This window comes from Maribacter sp. 4G9 (genome assembly GCF_002742265.1).
In the GTDB taxonomy this organism is placed as follows: Bacteria; Bacteroidota; Bacteroidia; order Flavobacteriales; family Flavobacteriaceae; genus Maribacter.
Genome location: NZ_MDGL01000028.1, coordinates 1 through 15,859, shown reverse-complemented (window position 1 = coordinate 15,859; position 15,859 = coordinate 1). Strand labels below are relative to the sequence as shown.

General features: G+C 40.2%; 14 protein-coding genes and 1 pseudogene. 9 read left to right on the top strand and 6 right to left on the bottom strand.

Going from position 1 to position 15,859, the window contains the following annotated elements; translation table 11 throughout:
* Position 1: 1 nt before the first annotated feature.
* Positions 2–1,426, bottom strand: a complete 1,425-nt coding sequence (locus BFP75_RS03160; protein ID WP_099543215.1) for a peptidylprolyl isomerase — start codon at positions 1,424–1,426, stop codon at positions 2–4.
* Entirely contained in the window at positions 1,419–2,297 is an 879-nt protein-coding gene (locus BFP75_RS03155) for a peptidyl-prolyl cis-trans isomerase (RefSeq protein WP_240531683.1), read from the bottom strand. Before BFP75_RS03155 ends, BFP75_RS03160 begins: the two co-directional genes overlap by 8 nt.
* 188 nt (positions 2,298–2,485) lie before the next feature.
* Between BFP75_RS03155 and BFP75_RS03150 the strand changes: the two genes are divergently transcribed.
* From BFP75_RS03150 to BFP75_RS03135, 4 genes are all read left to right on the top strand, one after another.
* Complete coding sequence (locus tag BFP75_RS03150) at positions 2,486–2,728, top strand: hypothetical protein (RefSeq protein WP_099543243.1); 243 nt, start codon at positions 2,486–2,488, stop codon at positions 2,726–2,728.
* Between the two features lie 76 nt (positions 2,729–2,804).
* Positions 2,805–3,875 (top strand): serine hydrolase, encoded by a 1,071-nt coding sequence (locus BFP75_RS03145; protein ID WP_240531682.1) that lies wholly within the window; start codon positions 2,805–2,807, stop codon positions 3,873–3,875.
* Positions 3,876–4,613 carry a 23S rRNA pseudouridine(2604) synthase RluF gene (rluF, locus tag BFP75_RS03140; protein ID WP_099543212.1) on the top strand — a complete coding sequence of 246 codons (738 nt, stop codon included), beginning with the start codon at positions 3,876–3,878 and terminating at the stop codon, positions 4,611–4,613.
* Positions 4,614–4,729: 116 nt separating this feature from the next.
* Complete coding sequence (locus BFP75_RS03135; protein ID WP_099543211.1) at positions 4,730–6,049, top strand: carboxypeptidase-like regulatory domain-containing protein; 1,320 nt, start codon at positions 4,730–4,732, stop codon at positions 6,047–6,049.
* Between the two features lie 68 nt (positions 6,050–6,117).
* Here BFP75_RS03135 and BFP75_RS03130 read toward each other — a convergent pair whose 3' ends face one another.
* On the bottom strand, positions 6,118–6,630 hold the full coding sequence (locus BFP75_RS03130; protein ID WP_099543210.1) for a fasciclin domain-containing protein: 513 nt from the start codon (positions 6,628–6,630) through the stop codon (positions 6,118–6,120).
* Positions 6,631–6,739: 109 nt separating this feature from the next.
* Here BFP75_RS03130 and BFP75_RS03125 point away from each other — a divergent pair, with 109 nt between their 5' ends.
* Complete coding sequence (locus BFP75_RS03125) at positions 6,740–7,801, top strand: LD-carboxypeptidase (RefSeq protein ID WP_240531681.1); 1,062 nt, start codon at positions 6,740–6,742, stop codon at positions 7,799–7,801.
* A 9-nt stretch (positions 7,802–7,810) separates the two neighbouring features.
* On the opposite strand, the gene recQ is transcribed toward BFP75_RS03125, so the two are convergent.
* Positions 7,811–10,009: a DNA helicase RecQ gene (recQ, locus tag BFP75_RS03120; RefSeq protein ID WP_099543241.1), complete on the bottom strand. Its 2,199-nt coding sequence runs from the start codon at positions 10,007–10,009 to the stop codon at positions 7,811–7,813.
* Positions 10,010–10,189: 180 nt separating this feature from the next.
* Here recQ and BFP75_RS03115 point away from each other — a divergent pair, with 180 nt between their 5' ends.
* Genes BFP75_RS03115 through lptB form a run of 4 tightly spaced genes read left to right on the top strand, consistent with a single transcriptional unit; the run spans position 10,190 to position 13,153 of the window.
* Positions 10,190–11,176 carry an SIS domain-containing protein gene (locus tag BFP75_RS03115; RefSeq protein ID WP_410504069.1) on the top strand — a complete coding sequence of 329 codons (987 nt, stop codon included), beginning with the start codon at positions 10,190–10,192 and terminating at the stop codon, positions 11,174–11,176.
* On the top strand, positions 11,176–12,027 hold the full coding sequence (gene tatC, locus BFP75_RS03110; RefSeq protein ID WP_099543209.1) for a twin-arginine translocase subunit TatC: 852 nt from the start codon (positions 11,176–11,178) through the stop codon (positions 12,025–12,027). The genes BFP75_RS03115 and tatC overlap by 1 nt, the downstream gene beginning before the upstream one ends.
* Complete coding sequence (locus BFP75_RS03105) at positions 12,011–12,361, top strand: carboxymuconolactone decarboxylase family protein (RefSeq protein WP_099543208.1); 351 nt, start codon at positions 12,011–12,013, stop codon at positions 12,359–12,361. The genes tatC and BFP75_RS03105 overlap by 17 nt, the downstream gene beginning before the upstream one ends.
* A gap of 51 nt (positions 12,362–12,412) precedes the next feature.
* Complete coding sequence (lptB, locus tag BFP75_RS03100; RefSeq protein WP_099543207.1) at positions 12,413–13,153, top strand: LPS export ABC transporter ATP-binding protein; 741 nt, start codon at positions 12,413–12,415, stop codon at positions 13,151–13,153.
* On the opposite strand, the gene BFP75_RS03095 is transcribed toward lptB, so the two are convergent.
* Together BFP75_RS03095 and BFP75_RS03090 are read right to left on the bottom strand one after the other, a co-directional pair.
* Complete coding sequence (locus BFP75_RS03095) at positions 13,150–15,552, bottom strand: hypothetical protein (protein ID WP_123803312.1); 2,403 nt, start codon at positions 15,550–15,552, stop codon at positions 13,150–13,152. The two genes, lptB and BFP75_RS03095, sit on opposite strands and share 4 nt — an antisense overlap.
* 133 nt (positions 15,553–15,685) lie before the next feature.
* Positions 15,686–15,859 (bottom strand): annotated as a pseudogene (locus tag BFP75_RS03090) (IS5 family transposase); the annotation flags it as partial.

Genomic DNA, 15,859 nt, shown 5'->3' with positions numbered 1-15,859 from the left:
CTTAATTCTTTACCCAATTATTCGCAAAATCACAATCCTTGTTGGCATCGCTCACACTGATGTAAGTATCCTCTATATGATCTTCCATCCACTCCTTGATTGCGTTATATTGCTTTTCGGTTAGGGCAATCTGTTGAATTTTTGTGTAGTCCTTGGCAAAATCCGCTACATGTTCATCATAACGGTTGGTAACCTTAAGTATTTTATATTTTGAAGGTCCTCCCCGTGGATCCGCTTCCAAAATTGGATAGGATATTTGGTCGTCCTGCAAATCACGTACTTGATTATACAGGGTAGGATCCATTTTTGTGAGTTCAAATCGCGAACTAAAATCCTGGGGGTTTCTAAGTAGGCCACCATCGAATTTGGTTTCCTTTTCATCTGAAAAATTAAGGGCAGCTTCGGCAAAAGTAAACTTGCCTTCAATAACTTTCTGACGGATGCTGTCCAATTCTTGCTTGGCTTCTTCCAAGGCCTTGTCGGATATTTCGGGCTGAATCAAAATGTGTCTTAAATCCAGTTCTTGACCCCTAATCTTTTCAATATAAATGATATGAAAGCCAAAAGGGGTTTCAAAGGGTTCTGACACCTCCCCTTCCCGCAGACCAAAGGCGACATCCTTAAAGGTTTTGTCAAAACCAGTTTCCCTTGTAATGCTATAAAATCCTCCTTTTGATTTAGACCCGGGATCTTGGGAATATAGGATGGCCTTTACGCTAAAACTGGCATCGTTATCCTCAACATCTGCTTTGATCTCATTGAGTTTATCTATAACTTTTTGTTTCTCTTCCTCAGATGGCTCAGGAGCCTTAACGATTTGGGCAATCTCCAATTCCGCGCCAAACACGGGCCTTTCATTTTCCGGAATCTTATTAAAAAATTGACGTACCTCTTCCGGGGTAATTTCAATTTCCGAAATGATATCCTGCTGCATTTTTTCGGATAACATTCTTAGCTTGTTGATCTTATAAAGCTCCTCCCTAAAACTTTGCTCGTCTTCCTTTTTATAGTACTTAAGCACCTTCTCCATAGAACCGATCTGTTGCACCAAGGATTGCAATTGGCGGTCTCCCGTGGCATTTACCTCATCATCAGAGACCAAGATACTATCCTGCACGGCCTGATGGGCGTATAATCGATCCTCCATTAATTTCCCCAAAAGACTGCAATGTGTGATATCCTCCGTGGAGGCGCCTTGACTCTTCAAATCGATAAGGGTTTTCTCAATATCCGAATCCAAAATCACATAATCGCCTACTACAGCAGCTATTCCGTCCAACTTTATTTTTTTGAAGTCTATGGAATCTTTTTTGGCCGGAGCTTCCACAACTGCCGTCTCTTCAGAGGTTTCTCCCGCAGTGGGTTCCTGTGCCCCCACATGGGTGCAAAAAATACTTGCCAAAAAGACAAACTGTAGCTTATTCATTGTCATTGTAAATTTCGAATTCTTTTTCTCTAATTGCTTCATCTATGATTTCAGTTTCTAGTTTTCGCAGGTAGTCGATTCTTCTGCGACTTAATAAAACTTGCTTAATGGTAGGCGCTATATATGAGAGCGGTGCGATATCATTGACATCCTTAACCTCTTCAATTTTTCCCAAATATACCCCTATTGAATCCTGTAATTCAAAAAATTGTGAATTTTTTAAGTATCTATCCTGATTATCAAAGGTTATGGGCGGAATTTCCTCAAAAATCCTAGAGGAGCTCACCCAAATGGAATCGTTAAAATTCAGTTTCTTGAACTGTACCCCAATGGAGTCCAAATAGACCAAATCTTCCTCCGTAAAGCTCTTCAATCTTTTTTCCACTTCGTCCCGGTTCAAAAAATTCAAGGGCAACTGTACGAATCGTATCCTTACGATCCGCTCCTTTAATTTAAAATTTTCTTGTTGGCGGTCGTAAAATTCCTGTAATTGGTTTTCCGTAATTACGGAATCCGTTCCCTGGGCCACCAAGGCCTCTTGATAGGCCCTTGTATAAAGATCCGTTCTGTAAGTATCGACCAAGGCATCAAATTCCCTAAGCTTCTCCTCCGGCAAGTTGATTTTAGACTTGGAAAGCAAGAGTTGTTTGGAGGCCCAATTGTTGATGTAATTGGTAACGAATGTAGCACTATCCCCCTTGGAGATACCCACTTTAAGAAAAGGCTCCACATCCTCCTTGTACAGATAGGATTCCCCCACCCTGGCCAAGGGCTCATTTTCCACTTTTTTGTTGAAATAGGCATCGCAGGAAATTAAGATACCAGCAATACCTACGGCCAGTAACAAAAAAAAGACCCTCCTTCGTATCATTTGAGAATTACACATCATGCAAAAATAGTAAATACAATATCCCGAGCAAATGCTATGGGTTTTCCTTAACAGAATTCATAACGAAACGCAATGACACCCTTTACAAATTGGGTCATACCAAATAAAAATTTTGAAATCCATTGAAAAACAACGGCCAAACGTTAATTTTGACCCTACAGGCTTCAATTTTGGAAAGACAGATAAAACTTATTTGGGATTTTAGAGGCCCTGCCGCCCTAAAGACCGCGGAACATCATGAGATACATCTCGAGGAATTCATTGCCTTGGAAAAAGCAGATGTTATTACCACAGGCCACAAAGAAATGAACGAAATGCACAGCATTGCCTACATGGTTGTCCATGAGCGCGATATGATCGCCATGCGGGATAAATTAAAACCACACAGAGGGGAAATATATGTTGACAACTAGCTATACACCGGGATTATTTTTAAAGATCATTTGTTGGGTAAGTATCGGTACGTACTTTTCATGTTCGCACAACCCAATGAACGACAACATTTTGGAAGTTGCCCTAAGCTCCAATAATCCAAAAATAAAAAGGGTCATGGATAGCCTAGATCAGTACGAGGTACAGATTAGGTACACCAAAATCGACAGGAAAAATGACAGTATATATTTTACCGACTATGATTTTCAGGTGGATGAAAACGCTTATTTCTATCCGGCCAGCACTGTCAAGTTCCCAATTGCCGTTCTAGGTCTGGAGCGATTGAACGAAACCGATACCTTGAACAGGGAGGTACGCTATTATGTAGAAGGGGACACTTTGGAATCGACATTTTCCAAGGACATTGTTCAAGTCTTTACTGTAAGCGACAATTTGGCCAATAATAGATTGGTGGAACTATTGGGACAGGACGCAATAAATGAATCCCTGCAAAAAAAAGGAATTGGGCCGGTTCGTATTTCCCATAGATTGGGATACCATTCTGAGGACCTGGAAACTAAACCATTAATCATCTACATTAATGATAGTACTACGGGCATAACCAACCCAAGTATAAGCACCGCGCCTAAACCCTTATACTTAAAGGAAATTCGAAAGGGAAAGGGGTATTATGAAGACGAAAAATTGATTGAGGAGCCATTTGATTTTTCCTTGAAAAACTATTACCCCATTGAGGCCCAACATGCCGTTTTAAAACGGGTAATTTTCCCCGATGAATTTAGTCCTAAGCAACAGTTCAATCTCTCCCAAGAACAACGCCAATTTTTATTGGAAGCCATGAAAACACTTCCCAGAAGTGCGGGTTATGACCCCGTGGAATACTATGATGGTTACTGCAAGTTCTTCATGTATGGCGATACAAAGGACACTATTCCCTCCTATATGGAAATCTACAATAAGGTTGGATTTGCCTATGGTACACTCACTGACTGTGCCTATATAAGCGACACAAAAAACAAGGTCGATTTTATGCTGACCGCAACCATTTTGGTAAATAAGGACGGAATATTCAATGATGATGCCTATGAATATGATGAAATAGGTATTCCCTTTTTGGCCGAATTGGGAAGGGAAATCCACAGATTGGAACTAGAAAGAAAGAGATAAATGTCGGAAGCACCAAAACAAACCCGAATCAACAAATATCTGAGCGAAGTAGGTTATTGTTCCCGTAGGGAAGCAGACAGGCTTATCGAACAAGGACGTGTGACCATCAATGGAAAAATTCCTGAAATGGGCACAAAAATCTCAGAAGGTGATTTGGTCCAAGTGGATGGCGCATCCATTTCCGAACCAAAAGAGAAACCTGTTTATCTGGCATTCAACAAACCTATTGGGATTGTTTGCACTACGGATACCGGTGTAGAAAAGAACAATATTATCGACTTTATAAACTACCCAAAAAGGATATTCCCCATTGGTAGATTGGACAAGCCTAGTGAGGGACTGATTTTCCTTACGAACGATGGAGACATCGTCAACAAAATTTTAAGGGCAAGGAACAATCACGAAAAGGAGTATCTGGTTACCGTTGACAAGCCAATAACCCCTGATTTTTTAAAAAAAATGAGAAACGGCGTACCCATTTTGGATACGGTAACCAGGAAATGCGAAGTGCACCAAGTAAGCAAATATCAGTTTAGAATTATCCTGACCCAAGGACTCAACAGACAAATTAGGCGCATGTGCGAATATTTGGACTACAACGTAAAAAAATTGAAGCGCATACGAATTATGAACGTTACCTTGGATATACCCGTAGGCAAATGGAGAAACCTTACCCCAGAAGAACTAAACGAAATCAACAGACTTGTGCGTAATTCTTCCAAAACCCATAAAGAATAAACCTAGCCACATTAAGTCTTCGGTAAAATTATTGACCTCGTATTTTAACTAAAATTAATTTTATATCCCTCTAAATATCACTAATTTAGATAGGAATCTAGTTAAATTCAAATCTTATGAAAAAGAAAATAAACCCGAATAAAATAAAAAGTGGGGTAAACCTAAAGATTAGCCTGTTCTTTATTTTTATGATTATGAGCAATGGGGCATTCTCCCAAACGGATGGTTTTAAGGAATTTTTGGGTGAAGTTTATGACAGTGACACCAAAAAACCCTTGATTTTTGCAACACTTACCTTAGAAGGCACCAACATTAGCACCATTACGAACACTGAAGGTGAATTTTCACTTAAGGTTCCGGAATCCAATACCAGTGAAAATGTAATCGTTTCGTTTTTGGGCTACAAGACCAAGCAAATACCTATACTACAGTTTAAATCTGATGGCAATGAAATAAGCATGACGGAACTTGTTACCCAATTGGCGGAAGTCAATCTTAGCGTTCCCAAAGACGCTAGGGCCCTGGTAAGGGAAACTTTAAAAAAACGTGGGGAGAACTATATAGATAATCCCACCGTAATGACGGCATTTTATAGGGAGACTATTAAGAGAAGAAGACAAAATGTAAGCCTTTCCGAGGCTGTAGTAAACATTTATAAAGCCCCCTACTCCAGTAATAAGAACGATGCCCTAAAACTATTTAAGGCTAGAAAAAGTACGGATTATAGCAAATTGGATACCCTGGCCCTAAAACTTCAGGGTGGACCTTTCAATGCCCTATTCGTGGATATGGTAAAATACCCCGACTATATTTTTGCGGATGACCTATTTGAATTTTATGATTTTTCATTCTCCAATGCCACCAGAGTAGACGACAAGCAAATTTATGTGATAAATTTTGAGCAGAAGCCCAGTGTTTTAGACCCCTTGTATTCAGGTAAGCTGTATATAGATGTTGATAATAAAATCCTTACCAGTGCCATTTATTCATTGAATATTACCGATAGGGATTTGGCGGCGCAAATGTTCGTGAGAAGAAAACCTAGAAATGCGGACGTTTGGCCAACCGAGGTCGCTTACAGGGTCGATTATCGGGAAAAAGATGGCAAATGGTACTACGGCTATAGCAATGTAATGATGGAATTTAAAATTAATTGGGACAAAAAACTCTTCAATTCCGTTTATAGTATGAGCTGCGAAATGGCCATAACGGATTGGGAAGAAAACCTAAGCAATGAAATTCCCAAATATAGGGATCGCATAAAATCTGACATCATATTGACGGACGAGGCCATAGGTTTTGCCGACCCGGATTTTTGGGGTGAGTACAACATTATAGAACCAGAAAAATCCATTGAATCTGCCATCAAAAAAATTCAAAGGCAATTAAAAAGAGGTAAAATCGATGGTGGCGGCGCTTCTGCCGCATCCCAATAATTGAGGTAATCAATAAAAAGGCCGTTGTAGATTTCTACAACGGCCTTTTTGTTTCGAAAAACTCTGAGTTATTTGGGCATAACTACACTGTCTATAGCATGTACTACCCCATTGGAAGCCTCAACGTCTGCAATAACCACTTTGGCCATAGCGCCCGTGGCATCTTTCAGCATTACATTTCCATCTGATAGGGATAACGTAATGGTACCTCCCTGAACTGTTTTTACATCAAACGAGCCATTACTGTCGTTGATTGCCTTGATAACATCTTTGGCCATAAATGTACCGGCCACCACATGATAGGTCAAAATTCCTTGTAGTGTTCCCTTGTTTTCAGGTTTTAAAAGACTTTCAACGGTACCACTCGGCAAGGCATCAAATGCACTGTTTACAGGGGCAAAGACCGTAAAAGGTCCATCACTGCTTAGTGTACCAACCAAATCAGCCGCTTTTACCGCTGTGACCAATGTTGTAAAATTGTCATTTCCTGCGGCTACACCAACAATCGTTTCGTTTTGGGAAAACCCTGTAGTAATGCACAGAAAAAAAACACTTAATGTTGTAATTTTCAAAAATTTCATAGTTCTATTTTTTAGATTTAGCCAAATGTAATCGAATCATACATAGCAAACTCTTAATTATTGTTTAATTTATTTTTAAAATAGTTAAACAAAACAAAATACAAGAAATATGTCTCCCAAACTTCCAAGAAGAAAGTTTCTAAAAGCCAGCATGAGCCTAACAGCCTATCCGTTTCTACCCGGCAAAATGGTTGCAAATGTCCCGTCCAAGAACGAACTACCAGAAAATTTATATCCAAAACCGCTAAAAAAAGGGGCCACCATAGGATTGATTGCTCCAGGGTTTATTTTTTCCGAAGAAATCCTGTCCACAACCAAAGGCGTACTGGAAAAAATGGGATACACTGTTTATTATACTGAAAGACTATCTAAACGCCATGGGTATTTTAGCAATACCGATGTAGAACGGGCGGGCGACCTAAACCATATGTTCCAAAACAAAAATGTAGACGGAATACTATGTATTCGAGGAGGTTATGGTTGCACCCGCATTTTGAACCTTATTGAGTACGACCTAATAAAATCCAACCCAAAACCTCTCATAGGCTTTAGTGACGTCACAGCGCTATTAAACGGTATTCACAAGAGAACTGGTCTTATTACCTTTCATGGCCCCGTGGGAAGCACCATCGATGATAACTTCTCAAAAAAGGCCCTTATTGATGTAGTTCGAAAACCCAAAGAAGAAATGGTCTTACAAAATGCCAAACGTACAAAAGAACAGCGGTCAAACCCTGAATACGAACGATACACCATCCATCCCGGTATGGCAAAGGGTGTTCTATGCGGCGGAAGTCTCAGCGTGATAAATGCCCTCATAGGAACTCCCTTTGAAATTGATTTTACCCATAAATTGGTCTGTCTTGAAGATGTTGGCGAGGCACCATATCGTATGGATAGAATGCTGACCCAGTTACTAGAGGGAAAAACGTTTAAAAAAGCTTCGGGTATCCTTTTTGGTGTTTGTAAAGGGTGTAATTCAAGTTCGGACACCCATTCGTTTACCTTAAAGGAAGTAATCCTTGATAGAATAAAACCTTTGGGAATTCCCGCTGCCTATGGATTTAGTTTTGGACATGTGGAACAAAACTTCACATTTCCCATAGGAACGCAAGCCTTTTTTGAAGCGGATGAACTACTGTTAAAACTAACCGAAAAACCAGTTGCCTGAGCAATACACTTAATTGGCTACTTCACTAATGAATTTCAATCGGTATAACCGCAATTCCTCGTCCTCGTACTCGCCATCAAATTCCTTCATGGCATCTTCCAAGTTATCGGTTTTGGCCTCCAAAAAGTATTCGTGGATTTCCTCCTGTTGGTCCTCATCCAATACTTCATCTATCCAATAATCCAAATTCAGCTTTGTTCCACTGTACACGATTTGTTCCATTTCCTTGATCAGTTCGGGTATTTCCAATCCTTTTGCTGAAGCAATATCATCCAAGGGCAATTTTCTATCAATATTTTGGATAATATAGAGTTTTAAACCTGAATTGGCCCCGGTACTTTTTACCACAAGGTCATCCGGACGTAGTATTTCGTTTTCTTCAACATACGATGCAATAAAGGAAACAAAGGGCTTGCCATACTTCTTTGCCTTCCCCTCACCTACCCCGTGAACATTCAGCAGCTCTTCCAGTGTTATAGGGTACTTGAGGGCCATATCCTCCAAAGACGGGTCTTGAAAAACCACAAATGGTGGCACACCCAATTTATTTGCTTGGGATTTCCTTAAATCCTTTAATTGCTTGAGCAATTTTTCATCGGCTACACCACCGGCCTTTGAGGCCCCTACTATGGCGTTGTCATTTTCAGCGTTGTACACATGGTCCTTGGTCATCATGAAGGAGTGGGGATTCTTGAGAAACGCATGACCTTTATCCGCGAGTCGCAATACCCCATATTGCTCAATCTCCTTTCGCAAATACCCTGCCACCAACATTTGCCGTATCAATGCCATCCAATGGCCCTTATCCTTGTCTGAGCCTATTCCAAAAAATTCCTTTTCATTGGTTTTATGCGAACTGATCAAGGCATTGTTCTTACCGCGCAAGGTATTTACGATTTCCTTGGACTTGAACTTTTCGCTGGTTCCCTGTACCACCTTTAAGAGCTTAACGGCATCTTCCATGGCCTCAACCTTTTCCTTGGGATTTCTGGTATTGTCGTCCATATCTGCCCCTTCTCCATTGACCTCGTCAAATTCTTCCCCAAAATAATGGAGCATAAATTTTCTGCGCGACATGGATGTTTCCGCATAGGCCACTACTTCTTGCAAAAGGGCATTACCTATCTCCTGTTCCGCCACGGGTTTCCCGGCCATGAATTTTTCCAGCTTTTCAATATCCTTGTACGAATAAAAGGCCAGGCAATGGCCTTCGCCCCCATCCCTTCCTGCCCTTCCAGTTTCCTGATAGTAGCTTTCGATGCTTTTGGGAATATCGTGATGGATTACATATCTAACATCCGGTTTATCTATACCCATACCAAAAGCGATTGTCGCCACGACCACATTGACATCTTCCATCAGGAACATGTCCTGGTACTTGGAACGGGTCTTGGCATCAAAGCCAGCATGGTAAGGGACGGCACTTATGCCATTGACCTGAAGTACCTGCGCCAATTCCTCTACTTTTTTTCGGCTCAAACAATAGACAATCCCAGACTTGCCCTCGTTCTGTTTTATAAAACGAATGATGTCTGCATCTATATTTTCTGTTTTGGTCCTCACCTCATAAAATAGGTTTGGTCTGTTAAAGGAAGCCTTAAATACGGTGGCATCCCCAATTCCCAGGTTTTTAATAATATCTTCCTGAACCTTTGGTGTTGCCGTTGCGGTCAGGCCTATTATGGGAATCCCATCGCCCAATCTTGTAACTATAGCTTTTAGGTTCCTATACTCCGGTCTAAAATCATGGCCCCACTCAGATATGCAATGGGCTTCGTCTACGGCCACGATGGATAGTTTTATAGAACGCAAAAACTCCACATTTTCGTCCTTCGTCAAAGATTCCGGTGCCACATATAATAATTTAGTGATACCGTCCTTAATATCCTTTTTGACTTGTTTTATTTCGGTTTTGTTCAAGGAGGAATTCAGAACATGGGCAATTCCCATATCCGCGGAAACACCTCTAATGGCATCCACCTGATTTTTCATTAAGGCTATCAGGGGAGAAACTATAATGGCCGTACCATCTTGCATGAGCGCCGGCAACTGATAGCACAACGACTTGCCACCACCGGTGGGCATGATTACAAAGGTGTTCCTACCTTCCAAAATATTTTTCACTACGCCTTCCTGAAGTCCCTTGAACTGCGAAAAGCCAAAATATTTTTTTAAAGCGGCGTGTATATCAATTTCACTCAAATTTATACTGTATTTCAAAAAGTATCAGGGTCGGAACAAGGAATCCCGGCCACGACCCAAAATAGAAATTAAATTTTTATTTTAAACAACCTGATAGCACTAAAATATTGAAGGATCGGTATCCAATCAAATTAAGTTTACGTAATTTTGTATTCTTAAAGATAACACATCTTTACAAGAATACCATTGATAAAATTAAATAATACATTGACATCCAATAGCACAATTCTTGAGCTGGCAAAAAGAACTATTGAAAAAGAACGGGATGCTATTGGACATCTGGCCACTTTGTTGGATGAAGATTTTTCCAAGGCGGTAGATTGCATTCTAAATTCCAAGGGACGCGTTATAATTTCGGGGATTGGAAAAAGTGCCATTATAGCTTCCAAAATCGTAGCTACCCTCAATTCCACAGGGACTCCAGCTATCTTTATGCATGCAGCCGATGCCATTCATGGCGATTTGGGAACGATTCAGGATGACGACGTGGTTATCTGCATATCAAAAAGCGGGAGTACCCCAGAAATAAAAATGTTGGTACCCCTTATAAAAAGAGGGAAAAACACCTTGATCGGCATGACAGGAAACCCCGATTCATTTTTGGGCAAACAAGCAGATTTCATCTTGAACACGTATGTGGACAAGGAAGCTTGCCCCAATGACCTGGCACCAACCACGAGTACCACGGCCCAATTGGTCATGGGCGATGCGATTGCCATTGTATTATTGGAGCTTAGGGGCTTCAGCGAGGCGGACTTTGCTAAATACCACCCGGGGGGAGCCCTGGGAAAAAGACTGTATTTAAGGGTTGCCGATATTGCCAAGAACAATCAAATCCCTGCCGTTCAGATAACTACAGAGGTGAAGCAGGTCATTGTTGAAATATCCAAAAAGATGCTTGGTGTTACCGCCGTTTTGGACGGAAACAAAGTGGTGGGAATCGTTACCGATGGTGATATTCGTAGAATGCTTAACAATCACGATAACATTAAGGGGCTTACCGCAGCGGATATTATGTCTACCGAACCTAAAACTATAGAAATGGACACCTTGGCGATAAAAGCACTGGAACTGATGCAAAAAAAGGGAATATCACAACTATTGGCAATGGACAAAGGGGAATACTCCGGTGTGATTCATTTACATAACCTTATTAACGAAGGTATTTTATAATGGCAAAAAGCAAGACCTCCCCAGATGAGATGTCCTTTCTGGACCATCTGGAAGAATTGAGATGGCATTTAATTAGATCTACATTGGCAGTAGTCATCATTGGCATCGTAGCCTTTGTATTTAGCAGGTTCATTTTTGATGTGATCATCTTTGGCCCTTTAGACATGGATTTTCCCACGTATAAAGTTTTTTGTGACGCCGCAACTTCTATTGGAATGGAATCGGATTTTTGCAAGGACAAAGTTCCCTTTACCATCCAAAGTAGAACGATGTCCGGTCAGTTTTCAGCAGATATCTGGACGGCCATTTGGGCTGGTATTATTATAGGGTTTCCCTATATCCTTTTTGAATTGTGGAAGTTCATCAGTCCTGGGCTCTACGAAAAGGAACGTAAGCATTCCAAAGGTTTCATCTTCATCGCATCACTCCTATTCTTCCTCGGGGTCTTGTTTGGCTACTATATTGTAGCACCTTTGTCCATAAACTTTTTAGGTTCCTATCAGGTTAGTGAAATGGTCCTTAATGAATTTGACCTTGATAATTACATAGGTCTTCTAAGATCGGCCGTATTGGCCTGTGGAATTATTTTTGAGCTTCCAATTATCATCTTCTTTTTAACAAAGGTGGGATTGGTAACTCCTGAAATTTTGAAGAAATATCGTAAGATAGCCTTGGTTATCGTCTTGATTATATCGGCCGTTATTACACCACCTGATGTTACTAGCCAAATTATTGTGGCCATACCCGTACTCATCCTCTATCAGGTAAGTATTTACATATCCGCCAGAGTATTGAAAAGGGAAGCAAAAAAAGAAGCTAAACGAAAAAATAACCATGTCAAACCCAGTTGAGGAATTTAACGCCTATCGCTCAAAAATGAACGAGAAGCTTTTAGCGGACAATAACAAGGTCATCAAACGTATCTTTAACCTGGATACCAATGCCTATGCGCCGGGGGCCCTTGACGTAAAGACCAAGGAGCTATTGGGCCTAGTGGCATCGGCGGTACTGCGGTGTGATGACTGTGTAAAATACCATTTGGAGAGTTCCTTCAGGGAAGGTGCCTCCAAGGAAGAGGTCATGGAAACCTTAAGCATTGCTACTTTGGTAGGAGGAACCATTGTAATTCCCCACTTAAGAAGGGCGTATGAATACTGGGAAACATTGGAGGGAATTCAAGGTTAAAGATTTTATAATTGCTTTTCTCCACCGCCAATAAGGGTTAGATTTGAAGAAATGAAGCTAAGAGCAGAGAATATAATGAAATCCTACCGCGGCCGACAGGTCGTAAAGGGTATTTCCTTGGAGGTCAATCAGGGTGAAATTGTAGGCCTCTTAGGGCCCAATGGAGCAGGAAAAACCACCTCATTCTATATGATCGTAGGACTCATTAAGCCCAATGGCGGTAGTATCTACCTAGATGACATGGAAATTACCAATTTCCCTATGTACAAGCGGGCACAGAACGGTATTGGCTACTTGGCCCAAGAAGCATCCGTCTTTAGAAAACTTAGTATAGAAAAAAATATTTTAAGTGTACTGCAGCTTACCAAATTAAGCAAGAAGGAGCAACAAATGAAGATGGAATCCCTCATCGAGGAATTTGGATTGGGACACATCCGTAAAAATCGTGGCGACCTCCTATCGGGTGGTGAACGAAGGCGTACCGAAATTGCAAGGGCCTTGGCGACCGACCCAAAGTTCATTTTGTTGGACGAACCTTTTGCAGGGGTTGACCCCGTGGCCGTGGAGGATATCCAACGCATCGTAGCACAATTAAAAAATAAGAATATAGGCATATTGATTACGGATCACAACGTACAGGAAACCTTGGCCATTACGGAACGCTCCTATTTGATGTTCGAAGGAGGCATTCTAAAATCAGGTATTCCTGAAGATTTGGCTGCCGATGAAATGGTACGAAAGGTATATCTGGGCCAAAATTTTGAGCTTAGAAAAAAGAAGTTGGATTTTTAATTGGGATTGATTTCAACCTCTTCCACTGTAGAATAAAGAACACCCCCCTCTCCTATTCCTTCAATAAAGATTTTTATTCGTTCCATATTTAAGTGATTGAAGGTAAAGGAAGTGCTTCCGTTTTTATCTATTTCTAAATTGGGTTGCCAATCAATTGTCCCAAAGTTGTGAAATGAAGTATTGTTAAGGCTCGCATATTTAGGCACATAAAATTCCTTAACAGGACTAAATCCATTTTTTACAGTATGTTCAAAAAAATCACTACTTACATATTTTCTACCTAAACCTGGGGCATCCTTAACAACACCTTTCTTCGTGTATACCCTAATAACGCCCCCAGCAGCACCTTGTTCCCCATTCCCTGACCGATCTATAAAATAGCTTTCCAATCTTCCTGTAGGGAAATCCATTAAGATATTAAAATCGGAATAAGGTATATCATCTACATATAATCTTGGGGAGGGAGGTGTTAATGAGAGTGCGGACGGCCTTTTGGAGGTTATTCTAATGCGGTCATAACCTGTATTGGGAGCTTCCCAGACATTAAATCCGCTAGACCTTATAAGGTCCAATAATCTAGGGTAGTTGCCTTCTGTCTTCTGAGTGACCTTTATCAACCTACCCTCGCTTACAAATGGACTAACATAAATTCCCTCTTCTCTTTGTCCCTCTACAGTAACTTCATTCAAGGCGATGGTATTATCGGGAAGAACAAAATTAAAATTGTTTGAATCACTTAATTGGTATTCGAAATTAGTGCTTAAATATTCCAAAGGACGCTCATGTAGTAAATCCGAGGTTGACCCGTCGTCTATCATAACATATAAATTAGGTCTTGAAAACCTACCATTCGCATCGATTATCGTAAATTTCAAATTGTCCCCTCTATTCAAAAGAAAATTACTAAGGGTAAAACTACCTGAACCCTCTTTCATCTTAATAATTTGAGGCAGCATACCCTCACCAGGGTAGAACATGATATCCTGATTTTTCCTCAATTCAAAATTTAATCTCCCGTAAATGTCGATACCTGTTTCGAAACCCTTAATATTCATTGGTGGGTTCTCAAAAGTATTGTCCCATCTATATTTGGACCAGCCTTGTGTCAATAATAATAAATCTAAATCGTCATCCTTTTGGTTAGATACCTCAGTGAAATAATACTTTGGATTTTCAATGTACCCTTTTAAATACGGTTCCAATAAAAAAGTACTAAAAATATTGCTATAATGTCCATAGGCCTTAGTATTCTCCGGCAATATCGAGGCACTAAAATAATGAAGATCACCTCGATTTTGGTCTAATTTTATGTTTACAGAAACTGAATCCCGATCTACGAAATCTATCGATGTTTTAAGGAATCCTCTTTTGATACTTGATCTATTAAAAACCAATCTTTCCAATAACGGCTTGCCTTGGTTATCTATCAAGGTGACTATATTGGTTCCAGGATGAAAGGATGAAGGATCAAGAATATGGGAAATATAGTTCTCATCTTTAGGAAACTCTACTTCCATATGCTTCAAAAGGCCATCTCTATGAAAAAGTAAGGTAAGAGGCTTACTGCCCAAATCTACCCTTGTCGCACGATTGGTGCCCAATAATATCATTATACGGTCAGAAGATACCCTTCTGATGGACATTCCTATTCCTTTTGAGTGTATTTTTGGTAATACGATTTTTTGGGGGTTACCTCCGTCTCGTCCCACAACAGCTGTATAAATCTTATCTTTTACCGGTAAGAAATCAAATTTTGAAAGACCAAATCTATTGGTTCTAAAAGAGGTTATTGTATCGCCATTATTATCAAAAACTACACCCGTAATGTCCTGTACACCATAACCCCGTTTGTTAAGTACTTTTACTCCTACTGTTCCTAGTACTTCAGAAACCAAATGACCTCCTTCAGGTAAAAATTGTATGTCCAGCTCCTTCTCGTTTAATTTTCTAATTTTATTTTTCCTACTTAAGACCTCGAATTGTGAGATAAATGAATCATCCTCGCGAAAATTTCTCATCCAACTCGTAGACGCCTTTAAATAATAGGTTCCCGTTTCGAATGTTGAATCTATCAACACTTGGCCATGGGACAAACCTTCCTTACTGATGAAGAGTTCCCTTTTTATAGGTCGACCCAAAGAATCGTAAATACCCACATATAGATTTAGTGGTTCCTTTAAAAGATTATTTTTTAACCGATTATAGATATAGCCCTTGAACCATAGGTGCTCCCCTTTTACAAAGGAGCTTTTATTCAAGTGAAGAAAAATAGATGCCCTTGGCATACCAAAATAATCCTTGAAGGCTGGTTTTATTTTTGTTTCTACGCTTAAATTCTGGGCATGAAGCACAACAACCGTAGAAAAGGCTATGAATAAAAAACATCTTAAAGAACGCATTATATTTTTCATTTCAAGCTATCAATCCCCATAAAGATAAATACACTATTACCAAAGACAATTTTTAGATACTGATTTTACAATATTTTAACGGACTGTATTAGCGTAATTGTTTTTACCACAATGAAGTGGTTTAAACTTTTATTTTTTTCTTTTTCTTGAATTTTTTCAACGCTATCGCAATGAATGCCAAATAGTTGAATCCTTTCCAGCTTTCGGTGGTCGTATCGAACCTGTTGAGCAGGGAACGGTAGCTGTCCATCCATGCATTCGCCCTTTCCACGGCATATCTTTCATCGTATAGGTC

Excerpts from the sequence above, each read along its gene's own strand:
- BFP75_RS03160 (WP_099543215.1), bottom strand. The coding sequence starts at position 1,426 with ATGAATAAGCTACAGTTTGTCTTTTTGGCAAGTATTTTTTGCACCCAT.
- BFP75_RS03155 (WP_240531683.1), bottom strand. The coding sequence starts at position 2,297 with ATGATACGAAGGAGGGTCTTTTTTTTGTTACTGGCCGTAGGTATTGCT.
- BFP75_RS03145 (WP_240531682.1), top strand. The coding sequence starts at position 2,805 with ATGAACGACAACATTTTGGAAGTTGCCCTAAGCTCCAATAATCCAAAA.
- rluF (WP_099543212.1), top strand. The coding sequence starts at position 3,876 with ATGTCGGAAGCACCAAAACAAACCCGAATCAACAAATATCTGAGCGAA.
- BFP75_RS03135 (WP_099543211.1), top strand. The coding sequence starts at position 4,730 with ATGAAAAAGAAAATAAACCCGAATAAAATAAAAAGTGGGGTAAACCTA.
- BFP75_RS03130 (WP_099543210.1), bottom strand. The coding sequence starts at position 6,630 with ATGAAATTTTTGAAAATTACAACATTAAGTGTTTTTTTTCTGTGCATT.
- BFP75_RS03125 (WP_240531681.1), top strand. The coding sequence starts at position 6,740 with ATGTCTCCCAAACTTCCAAGAAGAAAGTTTCTAAAAGCCAGCATGAGC.
- tatC (WP_099543209.1), top strand. The coding sequence starts at position 11,176 with ATGGCAAAAAGCAAGACCTCCCCAGATGAGATGTCCTTTCTGGACCAT.
- BFP75_RS03105 (WP_099543208.1), top strand. The coding sequence starts at position 12,011 with ATGTCAAACCCAGTTGAGGAATTTAACGCCTATCGCTCAAAAATGAAC.
- lptB (WP_099543207.1), top strand. The coding sequence starts at position 12,413 with ATGAAGCTAAGAGCAGAGAATATAATGAAATCCTACCGCGGCCGACAG.
- BFP75_RS03095 (WP_123803312.1), bottom strand. The coding sequence starts at position 15,552 with ATGCGTTCTTTAAGATGTTTTTTATTCATAGCCTTTTCTACGGTTGTT.